Annotated in this window: 13 protein-coding genes; 5 read left to right on the forward strand and 8 right to left on the reverse strand. The window is 63.3% G+C overall.

Translation table 11 applies throughout. From position 1 onward, the window contains the following. Nucleotides 1-21 precede the first annotated feature (21 nt). Nucleotides 22-1,020 (forward strand): polyprenyl synthetase family protein, encoded by a 999-nt coding sequence (locus G455_RS0108420; protein WP_028093296.1) that lies wholly within the window; start codon nucleotides 22-24, stop codon nucleotides 1,018-1,020. A 145-nt stretch (nucleotides 1,021-1,165) separates the two neighbouring features. Here G455_RS0108420 and G455_RS0108425 read toward each other — a convergent pair whose 3' ends face one another. From G455_RS0108425 to soxR, 4 genes are all read right to left on the reverse strand, one after another. Continuing rightward, complete coding sequence (locus G455_RS0108425; protein WP_028093297.1) at nucleotides 1,166-1,981, reverse strand: 4-(cytidine 5'-diphospho)-2-C-methyl-D-erythritol kinase; 816 nt, start codon at nucleotides 1,979-1,981, stop codon at nucleotides 1,166-1,168. Then, nucleotides 1,971-3,743: a tetratricopeptide repeat protein gene (locus tag G455_RS23660; protein ID WP_084437029.1), complete on the reverse strand. Its 1,773-nt coding sequence runs from the start codon at nucleotides 3,741-3,743 to the stop codon at nucleotides 1,971-1,973. Before G455_RS23660 ends, G455_RS0108425 begins: the two co-directional genes overlap by 11 nt. Nucleotides 3,744-3,822: 79 nt before the next feature. Next, nucleotides 3,823-5,472: an electron transfer flavoprotein-ubiquinone oxidoreductase gene (locus tag G455_RS0108435; RefSeq protein ID WP_028093298.1), complete on the reverse strand. Its 1,650-nt coding sequence runs from the start codon at nucleotides 5,470-5,472 to the stop codon at nucleotides 3,823-3,825. Between the two features lie 139 nt (nucleotides 5,473-5,611). After that, entirely contained in the window at nucleotides 5,612-6,079 is a 468-nt protein-coding gene (gene soxR, locus G455_RS0108440) for a redox-sensitive transcriptional activator SoxR (RefSeq protein WP_028093299.1), read from the reverse strand. A gap of 87 nt (nucleotides 6,080-6,166) precedes the next feature. On the opposite strand from soxR, the gene G455_RS0108445 reads away from it, so the two are divergent. The 3 genes from G455_RS0108445 (at nucleotide 6,167) to G455_RS0108455 (ending at nucleotide 8,277) form a co-directional block, all read left to right on the forward strand. Then, a complete protein-coding gene (locus G455_RS0108445; RefSeq protein WP_028093300.1) occupies nucleotides 6,167-6,550 on the forward strand; it encodes a VOC family protein in 384 nt (127 codons plus the stop codon). A gap of 207 nt (nucleotides 6,551-6,757) precedes the next feature. Next, the gene (gene greA, locus G455_RS0108450) at nucleotides 6,758-7,228 is read left to right on the forward strand and encodes a transcription elongation factor GreA (protein WP_028093301.1); all 471 of its coding nucleotides are present in this window, start codon (nucleotides 6,758-6,760) and stop codon (nucleotides 7,226-7,228) included. Between the two features lie 14 nt (nucleotides 7,229-7,242). Continuing rightward, nucleotides 7,243-8,277, forward strand: a complete 1,035-nt coding sequence (locus G455_RS0108455; protein WP_028093302.1) for a hypothetical protein — start codon at nucleotides 7,243-7,245, stop codon at nucleotides 8,275-8,277. 54 nt (nucleotides 8,278-8,331) lie between these two features. On the opposite strand, the gene hemF is transcribed toward G455_RS0108455, so the two are convergent. From hemF to clpS, 4 genes are all read right to left on the reverse strand, one after another. Next, nucleotides 8,332-9,225: an oxygen-dependent coproporphyrinogen oxidase gene (hemF, locus tag G455_RS0108460; RefSeq protein WP_028093303.1), complete on the reverse strand. Its 894-nt coding sequence runs from the start codon at nucleotides 9,223-9,225 to the stop codon at nucleotides 8,332-8,334. Between the two features lie 66 nt (nucleotides 9,226-9,291). Further along, nucleotides 9,292-10,095 (reverse strand): SDR family NAD(P)-dependent oxidoreductase, encoded by an 804-nt coding sequence (locus G455_RS0108465; RefSeq protein WP_028093304.1) that lies wholly within the window; start codon nucleotides 10,093-10,095, stop codon nucleotides 9,292-9,294. A gap of 21 nt (nucleotides 10,096-10,116) precedes the next feature. Next, nucleotides 10,117-11,109, reverse strand: coding sequence for a class I SAM-dependent methyltransferase (locus G455_RS0108470; protein ID WP_028093305.1), 993 nt, complete (start codon nucleotides 11,107-11,109; stop codon nucleotides 10,117-10,119). A gap of 6 nt (nucleotides 11,110-11,115) precedes the next feature. Then, nucleotides 11,116-11,457 (reverse strand): ATP-dependent Clp protease adapter ClpS, encoded by a 342-nt coding sequence (gene clpS, locus G455_RS0108475; RefSeq protein ID WP_028093306.1) that lies wholly within the window; start codon nucleotides 11,455-11,457, stop codon nucleotides 11,116-11,118. A 92-nt stretch (nucleotides 11,458-11,549) separates the two neighbouring features. Here clpS and G455_RS0108480 point away from each other — a divergent pair, with 92 nt between their 5' ends. After that, the gene (locus G455_RS0108480) at nucleotides 11,550-12,269 is read left to right on the forward strand and encodes an HAD family hydrolase (RefSeq protein ID WP_028093307.1); all 720 of its coding nucleotides are present in this window, start codon (nucleotides 11,550-11,552) and stop codon (nucleotides 12,267-12,269) included. The last annotated feature ends 89 nt before the right edge of the window (nucleotides 12,270-12,358 follow it).

Consider the following 12,358-nt stretch of genomic DNA (forward strand, 5'->3'; position numbering starts at 1 on the left):
AGCCTCGGGGATGAAAGCGCCATGAATATCACTATCGTCACGAAACCGCATGACCGGCTGGCTTCGGCCTTGTCCGAGGAAATGGCCGCGGTCGACCGGCTGATCCGGGCCCGGATGCATTCGGATCACGCGCCCCGCATCCCCGAAATCACCGCCCATCTGGTCGAAGCCGGTGGCAAGCGGCTGCGCCCGATGCTGACCCTGGCAGCGGCCAAGCTCTCAGGCTATCAGGGCGAACATCACATCGGCCTCGCCACTGCGGTGGAATTCATCCACACCGCAACGCTGTTGCATGACGATGTGGTCGACGAAAGTGAAAAACGCCGGGGCCGGCCCACCGCCAACCTGCTGTGGGACAACAAATCCAGCGTGCTGGTGGGCGATTACCTGTTCTCCCGCAGCTTCCAGCTGATGGTGGAGACCGGCAGCCTGCGGGTGCTGGAAATCCTCTCGAACGCCTCGGCCACGATTTCCGAAGGCGAGGTCCTGCAGATGACCGCCGCCACCGATCTGCGCACCGATGAAAGCGTCTATCTGCAAGTGGTCCGCGGCAAGACCGCCGCGCTGTTCTCGGCGGCGACCGAGGCCGGCGGCGTCATTGCCCAAGCCTCAGAAACAGAGGTCAAGGCGCTGTTCGACTATGGGGATGCGCTGGGGATCGCCTTCCAGATCGCCGACGACCTGCTGGATTATCAGGGCGACAGCTCTGCCACGGGCAAGAACGTTGGCGATGATTTCCGCGAACGCAAGCTGACCCTGCCGGTGATCAAGGCCGTGGCCAAGGCGACGCCCGAAGAACACGCGTTCTGGAAACGGACCATCGAGAAGGGGCAGCAAGAGGATGGCGACCTGGATCAGGCGCTGGCGCTGATGGCGAAATACGACACGCTCACCGCCACCCGCCGCGACGCCGAGGCTTGGGCGAAAAAGGCGCAGGCAGCGCTGACTGCCCTGCCCGATCACGAGATCCGGGATATGCTGCACGATCTCTCGGCCTATGTGGTCTCGCGGCTGTCCTGACGTCCTGCCCTGACGGCCAGTCCACCGCAGGGCCCACCCCGAGACCCTGACGGGCTGCGATCTTTGCAGCCAAGGCGCCGCCCGGCGGGCGCGTCGAACGTTGCAGGAATTCCGGATCGTTTTCAGAGCGGGGAAACGGCCAGGTTCAGAGGTCAGCCCCCGGAATGGTAACCGCCGAGCGCACCCACCAGCCGGGATGTGCACGGGATATCCGATCGGCAGCGGCCTCTGCCGCCGCTTCTGAAGGGAACAGGCCAAAACAGCTCGCGCCCGACCCGGACATCCGCGCCAGTCCGGCCCCGGCCCCGCTCAAGGCCGCCAGGACATCGCCGATCACCGGCGCCAGGCCGCGCGCCGGTCGCTCCAGATCGTTGCGCTGCGCGCCGAGCCAGTCCAGAAAGCCATCCCGATCCGGCCAGGCCGGCAGCTCTCCCATATCGTTGTTTTCCGGCTCGGACAGCGCCTTGAAGACGGCGGGGGTCGGCAATGACACCCCTGGGTTCGCCAGGACCAGAGGCAGCGCCGGCACCGTCTCGGCCCGGCTCAACCGGTCACCGATCCCCTGCATCCGCTGCGGACGCGATGACAGGCAGACCGGCACATCTGCCCCCAGTTCGATCGCGCGCTGCGGCGCGTCGAAGGCCCGCAGGATCGCCGCCGCATCGGCAGAGCCACCGCCGATCCCAGCGCCATGCGGCAAGTTCTTTTCCAGCCGGATTCGCAGAACCTGCCCTGCCAGTTCAGCCGCACGCCAGACCAGGTTTCGCCCATCCGCCGGCACCCCTCGGGAAAAAGGGCCGCTCAGCTGCAGCGCCATCTCTTCGGCAGGTTCCACCCACAGCCGATCCCCCAGAGAAGCGAAGACCACGAGGGAATCGAGCAGATGATACCCGTCGGGGCGCCGCCCGGTGACATGCAATGTCAGGTTGATCTTGACAGGGGCCGCCAGTTCAATCGCCATGCGGATCATGCAGCGCCGGGGCGCCCTCTTCCTGCAACACGACGTCCAGCCCGACCTCCAGCTTGCGCCGGATCCGGGCCGGGTCAGCCTCGCCGTCGGTGTCGTCCGGCTTGATGAAGGACAGCGCCCGCCGCCACTGGAATTCCGCCTCGCGCGTGCGGCCGACCGCCCAATAGACATCCCCCAGGTGATCGTTGACCACCGGATCGACGGCCATCAACTCAACCGCATGCTCCATATGCTCGACCGCTTCGTCATAGCGCCCCATGCGATACAGCACCCAGCCCAGCGAATCGACGATATAGCCGCTGTCGGGTTGTGCAGCGACGGCGCGCTCGATCATCGCCAGCGCCTCGTCCAGATTGGTCTGCCGCTCGACCATGGAATAGCCCAGGTAATTCAGCACCTGCGGCTGGTCGGGATTGAGCCGCAGCGCATGGCGGAAGTCGGCCTCGGCCTTGTCCCATTGCTTCAGCCGCTCTCGCGCGATCCCCCGGGCATAGAGCAGGAACCATTCGCCCGGCGCCCCTTCTTCGGTGTACTCCAGCGCCTTGTCATAGGCCGCGACGGCGCCCTGATAATCCTCCTGCTGACGCAGGAGATCCCCCAAGGCGCTGTTCACCATGGGAAGTGCCGGGTAATCCCGCGCCAGCCGCTCCAGCACCTCGATCGCCGCCTCGGACTTGCCGCCGCGCCGCAACGCCTCCGCCCGGCCCAGCTCCGCGGCATGCCTGTCCGGGCTGCCGATCGGCACCTGCTTGTAGGTTTCCACCGCAAGGTCGTATTGGCCCAGCTTGTCCAGAAGATCGGCACTCAGCAGCACCGCATCGACATGACCCGGACGCAGATAGGTGGCGATGCGGGCATAGATCAGCGCATAATCTTCCGAGCCCTCCCCCCTCAGCGCCGCGCCGATGGTAAAGAACACCTCTGCCATGCCATCGCGGATGCTGGTGACGTGATCGAAAGGCACCGTCTCTCCTGCAGTCAGGCGCTCAGCCAGGGCGCTCAGCGCCGGATCGAGGCCGGTCCCGAAGGCGTCAGCAATGATCTCCAGCGCATCATCATCGCGGCCAAGCTGAGACAGGATTTCAACACGTGCGATCACCGCCCGCCGCGACAAGCCTGACAGCCCGGTGCGATCATTTGCAAAGATCGCCTCGGCGCTCTCGAAATCACCGACCAGCGCCAGCGCCAGCGCCTTTTGGTAAAGCGCGAAGCCACGCAGCCCCTTTTCCTCGGCCAGAGCGTCAAACCGCTCGAGCGCCTTGGAAACCGACCCCGTGCCCATATAGGCCCAGGCTGCCAGCAGCCCGTCGATCAGCGGGCCGATGCCGTCCTTGTCGCCATCCGCTGTGGTCAGCGGCATGAAATCCTCGCGCATGATCCGATCGGCCGCGATGGCCATCCGCGCCGCCTGGCTTTGCAGCCCCATCGCGGTCATCCGCTGGGCCACGGGCAGCGCCAGATCGACCCGCCCCAGCGCAAGCTGCGACAGCACCAGGCTTTCCATCAGGCCCGGATTATCGGGATCCTCGGCCAGCGCCCGCGCGAAATACCCGGCAGATGCCGAAAAATCACTGTCGAACAATGCATGGCGCCCCGCCAGATAGGCGCCAGCCCCGACTTCGACGATGGGCTTTTGGGGCGATGTGTCTGCGGTTTGCGCCCAGATCGGCGCGGGAAATGCGACCGACACGGCCAGAAGGGCGGTGGCCGCGCAACGGAACAGGGATGTCACCAGAAATCTGCCTCTCTTCATGCGACAGCCCCAAGCTAGGCTGATCGGCAGACAAGGGCAAGAACGCGCCCGACTTGGGGCGCGTTCTGTCTATGCATTCTTACATGTTGGGATAGTTCGGGCCGTCTCCGCCCTGCGGCGTAGTCCAGTTGATGTTCTGGCTCGGGTCCTTGATATCGCAGGTCTTGCAGTGGACGCAGTTCTGGAAGTTGATAACGAAGCGCGGATCCTTGCCCTCTTCCTCGACCACCTCATAGACACCTGCCGGACAATAGCGCTGCGCCGGCTCGGCGTATTTCGGCAGGTTCACCTGCAGCGGGATCGACGGATCCTTGAGCTGCAGATGGCAGGGCTGGCTTTCCTCGTGGTTGGTGAAGCTGAACGACACGTTGGTCAGCCGGTCAAAGCTGATCTTGCCATCGGGCTTGGGATAGTCGATCGGCTTGAAGTTCTTCGCCTCGCCTGTGGCCGCCGCATCGGTCTTGCCATGCTTGAGCGTACCGAAGAAGGAGAAGCCCAGCGTATTGGTCCACATATCGAGCCCGCCAAAGGCCAGCGACGGCAGCAGACCCCATTTCGACCACATCGGCTTGACGTTGCGGACCTTCTTCAGGTCCTGACCGATGGCGCCTTCACGCACTTCAGTCTCATAGGCGGTCAGCTCATCGGCGGAACGACCGGCCTGGATCGCCTCATAGGCGGCCTCGGCCGCGGCCTTGCCCGACAGCATCGCGTTATGGTTGCCCTTGATGCGCGGCACGTTGACCATGCCGACCGAGCAGCCCAGCAGCGCCACGCCCGGGGCGACCATCTTCGGCATCGACTGCCAGCCGCCTTCCGAGATCGCCCGGGCGCCATAGGCCACCCGCTTGCCGCCCTCGAGAAGTTCAGCGATCATCGGATGATGCTTGAAGCGCTGGAACTCCATATAGGGGAAGAGATAGGGGTTCTGATAGTTCAGGTGAACCACGAACCCGATGTAAACCTGATTGTTCTCAAGGTGATAGATGAAGGACCCGCCGCCGGCGTTCGATCCCAGCGGCCAGCCCATCGTATGGGTGACCGAGCCTTCCTTGTGCTTGGCCGGGTCGATCTCCCAGATTTCCTTCATGCCAAGACCGAATTTCTGCGGGCAGTGTCCCTTGGACAGATCGTATTTGGCGATCACCTCTTTCGCCAACGAACCGCGCACCCCTTCCGACAGGAAGACATATTTACCGTGCAGTTCCATCCCCGGCTCATAGGAGGGGCCGGGGGTGCCATCGGGGTTCTTGCCGAACTCTCCGGCAACAACGCCCTTCACTTCACCGTTCTCGCCATAGACCAGCTCGGAACAGGACATACCCGGGAAGATCTCGACGCCCAGCTCCTCGGCCTGCTCGCCCATCCAGCGGCAGACATTGGCCATCGACACGATATAATTGCCGTGGTTGTTCATCAGCGGCGGCATCGGCCAGTTCGGAATGCGAATCTTGCCGCCCTCGCCCAGCATCAGGAAGTTGTCTTCCTTCACCGGCGTGTTCAGCGGCGCGCCCTTTTCCTTCCAGTCGGGAATCAGCGCGGTCAGACCGACCGGATCCAGTACAGCACCGGACAGGATATGCGCCCCGACTTCGGAACCTTTTTCAAGAACGACCACATTCAGATCGGCGTCGAGCTGTTTCAGGCGGATGGCGGCGGAGAGACCAGCAGGGCCAGCCCCGACGATCACCACATCATATTCCATCGCTTCGCGTTCAATTTCGGCCATTGAGCGGCTCCCTGGCTAGATCTTCTTCGAGTGCCCATATTGTGGGCAACAATCTTTCGTGGCTCGTTACCTTTTGGCAGCCCCTTCGGTCAATCGCAACACCGCGTCAGCACGACTCCCACGGAAACGACATTTCGGCTCAGATTTCCGGCTTGTCCCCCATAAGATAGCGTGGCCCATCGCCCTTTTGACTGGCCTGATCGCCGGGATTGTAGAGCGCGCATTTCGGCAGTGACAGGCAGCCGCAGCCGATACAGCCATCCAGATTGTCGCGCAGCCGCTGCAGGGTCTCGATTCGCGCGTCCAACCTGGCCCGAAAGCCGTTGCCCATGCGGCTCCAGTCTGCAGGTGTCGGGGTGCGCCCATTGGGCAATTCGGCCAAAAGGTCGCGAATCTCCGGCAGGGTGAACCCAAACTGCTGTGCGATCCTAACAAAGCTGAGCCGGCGGATATCGGCGCGCAGGAACCGGCGCTGCCCGCCAGAGTTGCGCCACGGGGTAATCAGCCCCTGTTCTTCGTAATAACGGATCGCCGAGACGGCCACCCCGGTCCGCGCCGCCAGCGCCCCGATCGACAGCCCCTTCCGGGTATCCTTCTGCAGCGCCATTGCCCACCTTTCAAAAACATCTTGACCTCAAGTTAGGTTGAGAAATTAGACTCGATCAGGTCAAGGCAAAACGAAAAGGACTGGCCGATGACCTCTGAACTGGAACACGGCAATCTCACCGTCACCGATCCGGATGCCACTGCCGCCTGGCTGACGCAGGTGTTCGAATGGCAAGTCCGCTGGTCGGGGCCGGCGCTCGGCGGCGGGTATACCGTGCATGTGGGCAACGGGTCGGACTATCTCGCGCTCTACCGTCCGGCCGAACCACTGCGGTCGGGCAACGACAGCTATACCCAGCTAGGCGGGCTAAACCACATCGGCATCCGCGTCGATGACCTTGACGCCACCGAAGCGCGGGTCAGGACGGCGGGGTTCGCTCCACACAGCCATGCCGATTACGAACCTGGCAAGCGGTTCTATTTTCACGATGCCGACGGCGTCGAATTCGAAGTGGTGGCCTATGATGATTGATTGTCAGCTGCGGATCAGCTCACCGCTCTATTGGGGGCCGCCACCGCCGCCACCACCGCCTGAGCAGTGGCGATAGGCAGCTCCCCGCCCCAACCTGCGTACTCCCCCTTGCATTCTGCCATGCGTTTGGGTCAGGTATTCGCCAACCTATCAATCGCCCCGGCGCATCGTGCGGCGGGGCGAAAATCATGCGTGGAAGCGAAAGATATGGAAAAAATCCTGATGACGCCAACGGGCTTCGCCGCGCTCGAGGCCGAACTGAAACAGCTCAAGTCCATCGAGCGCCCCGCGATCATCAAGGCGATTGCCGAGGCCCGCGAACATGGCGACCTGTCGGAGAATGCGGAATATCACTCTGCACGGGAAAAACAGTCCTTCATCGAAGGCCGCATCAAAGAGCTTGAAGGCGTTCTGTCCCTGGCCGATGTGATTACGCCCTCGAAACTCTCCGGTCCGATCAAGTTCGGCGCCACCGTCACCCTGGTGGATGAGGATACCGACGAGGAAAAGACCTGGCAGATCGTCGGCGAGCATGAGGCCGATATCGAAAACGGCCTGCTGAACATCAAATCACCGATCGCCCGTGCCCTGATCGGCAAGGACGAAGGCGACAGCGTCGAGGTCCGCACGCCCGGCGGCCAACGATCCTACGAGGTGCTGAAGATTGCATATATCTGACGGGGTCGAACAGAATGTCTGACCCTCGCTCAGAATCGCGCCCCGGCGACCGGGACCGCAGCACCCCCCTGGGCATGTATGCCCGCCCCAGCGCCGCGCGACTGTCCGGGATCGAGCTGACCGCCGGCGCGCTCAGCCTGATCTGGCTGGCCGGTTCGGCGCTGTATCTCCTGACGCGCCCTGCCTCCGGCGAGACGGCGGTTGACGGATTGCGGTTTGTCGTCACGCTGATGGCAATCTTCCTGCCCGTGGCGATGATCTGGGTCGCAGCCACCACCTTGCGCACCGCGCGGGTCATGCGCGAGGAAAGCGCACGGCTGCAGATGGCGGTCGACGCGATCCGCCAGGCGCAGATTGCCCAGGCCCAGCGGGGCGCGATTCCGGCCGATGGCGCGATCCAGAAGAAACTGGATGAAATCGCCGCGACGGCGAAAAAGACCGAGACCGCGCTGGCGACCTTCCACACCATCCGGCAGTCCGAGCCCCGCCCGGTGACCCCGCCCGTCCCGGCACCAGCCCGCGACAGCGACGATCAGGCGGCACTGGAACTGGGCACCCCGGCCGAGGCGCTTTCGGCACCACTGGTGATCGAGGATTTCGTCCGCGCACTGCATTTCCCGGAAACCGCAGAAGACGAAGAAGGCTTCGGTGCGCTGCGCCGGACGTTGAAGGATCGCAAGGCCGCACAGTTGATTCAGGCTGCACAGGACGTTCTGACCCTGCTCAGCCAGGATGGCATCTATATGGATGACCTGCACCCGGACCGCGCCCGTCCGGAAGTGTGGCGGCAATTCGCGCAAGGCGTCCGCGGTCGTGCAGTAGCAGCACTTGGCGGCGTGCGTGATAGGTCTTCACTGGCGCTGACGGCAGCGCGGATGAAACAGGACCCGATCTTTCGCGATGCGGTCCACCATTTCCTGCGCCGCTTCGATCAGATGTTCGCAGCCTTCGCGGAAGAGGCCACAGATGCCGAAATCACCGCGCTGGCCGAAACCCGCACCGCCCGCGCCTTCATGCTGGTGGGCCGGGTCGCGGGCACCTTCGACTGAACAACTCCCGATCCCGCCCCACGACTGGGGCGGGCAATCACCGGGGAAGACGGCTCAGGGCCATTTCGCCAGGGGCGGCAGGCTCATCAGCACCGCTTCCGGATCGTGACCGGTTTCCAACCCGAATTTGGTCCCCCGGTCATAAACCAGGTTATATTCGGCATATTGACCGCGATAGATAAGCTGGGTGTCGCGATCCGCCTCGGAAAAGCTGTGCCCCCGGCGCTTTTCCACCAGCGGCAGGAAGGCCGGCAGGAAGGCGCGGCCGATGTCCTGCGTCAGGGCGAAATCGGCCTCCCAATCGCCGGTGCAATAATCGTCCATGAAAATCCCGCCGACACCGCGCGCCCGCTTGCGGTGGGGGATATAGAAATATTCATCCGCCCAGGCTTTCAGCCGCGGGTAATGACCCGCCCCATGCGGGTCCAGATGCGCCTTTTGGGTGGCATGGAAATGCGCGGTATCCTCGGCATATTCGATGCAGGGGTTCAGATCCGAGCCACCGCCGAACCACCAGGCATGCGGGGTCCAGAACATTCGGGTATTCATGTGAACCGCAGGAACATGCGGGTTGCGCATATGCGCGACCAGCGAAATCCCCGAGGCCCAGAACCGCGGATCATCCTTCATTCCCGGCAGCCCCTTGCGTGCCATCATCGCGGCTTGGGCCCGCTCTCCCAGTTGCCCATAGACGGTGGAGACATTGACACCGACCTTTTCGAACACCCGACCGCCGCGCATCACGCTCATCAGGCCGCCGCCGGCGTCACTACCGTCCTCCGAGACGCGCCGGGTCTGTTTCACCTCGAACCGCGCCGGCGGTTCATCGGCGAAGGGACCTTCTGCATGGCTGTCCTCCAGGCCCTCGAAGGCGGCGACGATCTGGTCGCGCAGATCGCGGAACCAGGCCGCGGCACGGGCTTTTTCACGGTCGAACGAATCTGTCATGGCTGTTCCCCGGTTGATGTCTTGCTGCCTGCCGGCACACCCGGCAAGCGCTGGAAGGGGGGCGCGTCAATGCGCGGGGGCGGTAACAGGATCGAGCAGCGTCCGCCCGCCGTCGAGTGTCAGGATCTGCCCGGTCATGAAACCGGAAGCGTCCGAAGCCAGGAATTGCGCGGTATCGGCAAGTTCGGAGGGGGCGGCGATGCGCGCCAACGGCGTGTGATCCTCGATTTCCTGACGGTATTCGCGATTGTCCTTCAGCGTGGATTTGAGAGACGCGCTCATGACCGAGCCGATGGCGACCGCGTTGACCCGAATCCGATGCGGCGCCAGCGCCACTGCCAACGACCGGGTCAACTGATCCAGCGCCGCCGAGCTGACAGAATAGGCCATCAGATCAGGGTGTGTCCGGCGCGCGGCAATCGAGCTGAGGTTGATGATCGACCCAGCGCAGCCCGCGCCGGGCCGTTCCTTGGCTTGCTTGATCATCCGCCGAGAGACAAGCTGACTGAGCCGCATCGCCGGCAACACGTTCTGGTTCAGCAACGCGATCACCGAATCGTCGTCCGGATCCAGCGGATCAGAGGGGGTCACCTGCCGTGCCCCATTGACCAGGATATCGACCTGATCAAAGGCGTCGATCGTGGCTGACAGCAGGTTGGCGATGGTCAACCTTTCGCGCAGGTCGCCAGCGAAATAACGGACATTGCTGTCCTCGACATGTTCGCCCAACTCTTCGATCAGGCCGGCTTCGTCGATATCGGCGAACATGACATTCGCCCCTTTTCCGGCAAATTGCCGACCGATAGCCAGACCAATGCCATTGGCGGCGCCGGTTACGATGGCAGTCTTGCCGGCGATGGAAAATGACATCTCAACTCTCCTGTGGATCGTTCAGGCACGAAGCCGCACGGGACGCACGGCATGAAGGATCTTGAACCGGCTGTCGCCGGCCACTTCCTGATGTTCAGCGAAGACCTGTGCCAGCGTCGTCTCATAAGGCAGATGACGGTTGGCCACCAGCCAGAGCTGCCCCCGCGGCGCCAGCATCCTGGCGGCGGCAAGGATAAAGGCCTGCCCCAACCCCGGATCGGCGTTGCGATCGGTGTGAAACGGCGGATTCATCACCACCGCATCCAGCGGCTGATCCGGCTTGAAACCGGTGGCATCGGCCCAATGGAACCGGGCGCGAGGATCCGTGATATTCCGTTCTGCGCAGTTCAGCGCGATGCGGTCGGCCTCGACCACCTCCAGCGTCTTCAGCCGATCGTCCCGCAGAAGATGCGTGGACAAGTAGCCCCAGCCAGCGCCCAGATCGGCCAGATGGGCGCCCAGATGCGGCGGCAGGCTCTCGACCAGAAGGCGCGAGGCCGGATCGACACCATCGGCCGAGAACACGCCCGGGGCGGTCACGAATCCCTCGACGCCCTGTGCCGCAGGCTCGACCCAATCGGCGAAGGCGCCCTCATCGGCCTGGAACCAGAACAGCCGGCCATGCGCCTTCGACAGGCTGCCCAGCACCGGCACCCGCTTGCGCACCTCACGCCAGAGGCTATCGGCCCCGTCGGTCTTGGCACCATCGACCACCACCAGCCCGTCGCAGCAGGCAGCAGCGCGGGCGATCAACGCCTGAGCCTGACGTTTGGCACGGGGCAGAAACACCAGCGCGGCAGCACAGCGCATATCCTGCGGCAATTGGCTATCCACCGCCCAGCCAGCGGCGGCAAGCGCATCATAATCGGGGCGGAAGGGTTGAATCAGCAGCGCCCGATCGCGTGGCAGCACCGACAGATCGGCGCTTGCGCGAGGGTGGAACACCGCCAACGGGCCGGTCTCGGGAAGGGTCAGCCCTCCTTCACCGACAGCAAGTGCAAGACGGACGGTCAAGCGCCCCTATTCCTCTTTTTCCATGGTGCATTGCAGCGGATGCTGATGCCGACGGGCAAAATCCATCACCTGTCCCACCTTGGTCTCGGCAATCTCATGACTGAAGACGCCGACAACGGCGACGCCCTTCTTGTGCACGGTCAGCATCACTTCGAACGCCTGGGCGTGCGTCATGTTGAAGAACCGCTCCAGCACGTGGACGACGAATTCCATCGGCGTGTAGTCGTCATTCAGCAGCAGCACCTTGTACAGGGGCGGGCGCTGGGTCTTGGGCCGGGTCTTGAGCAGGATCGAGGTATCGCCTTCGTCATCCTGCTTGTCCGACATCCTCAATGGCTGTAGCAGCATCGCGAAGCTCTAATCCGGGGTATGGGGATTTATGGGTCCCCTATATATAACGCTCCGTGGGGTTTAGAAAAGCCTAAGCGGAGAAGCAAGCCATGGCGGGCAGTTTGACGGCGGTGGGTTTCGACGCGGACGACACCCTGTGGCATAATGAGCGCTTTTTCCGCCTGACCCAGGCCCGCTTTACCGACCTGCTTAAGGATTTCGCCGAGGCGGACCTTCTGTCAGCACGGCTGCTGGCGGCGGAACGGCGCAACATCCAGCACTATGGCTATGGCATCAAGGGCTTCGTCCTGTCCATGATCGAGACCGCGATCGAGGTGACCGAAGACCGCGTGCCCGCCAACGTCATCCGGGAATTGATCGAGGCCGGGCAGGAAATGCTGGCCCATCCGATCGAGCTGTTGCCCCATGCCCGCGAGGCGGTGGAAACCCTGGCCGACAGCCACCGCGTGATCCTGATCACCAAGGGCGATTTGATCGACCAGGAACGCAAGCTGGCGCAATCCGGCCTGGGAGACCTGTTTCACGGCGTCGAAATCGTATCCGAGAAGACCCCCGCAATCTATGCCGAGATCTTCTCACGCCATGGGGATGGCCCCGACCGGGCACTGATGGTGGGCAACTCCATGCGTTCGGATGTGGTGCCGGCAATCGCGGCCGGCGGTTGGGGCGTCTATGTCCCGCATGGGCTGATCTGGGAGATCGAGCGGGCCGACACCCCCGAGGGATCGCCCCGGTATCACAGCATCGACACCCTGGGAGACCTGCCTGGCCTGGTGGCGCGGATTGATGAAAGACTTGGCATATATTGAATAAAATGTGATCGGCCTGCACGCCCCGCCTCAGGCCCTGTTTAGCCGGTGTTGCGGATGCCGAGCCCTACACCCCAAGATGTGGGAAT

This window comes from Pseudodonghicola xiamenensis DSM 18339 (assembly GCF_000429365.1).
GTDB lineage: Bacteria > Pseudomonadota > Alphaproteobacteria > Rhodobacterales > Rhodobacteraceae > Pseudodonghicola > Pseudodonghicola xiamenensis.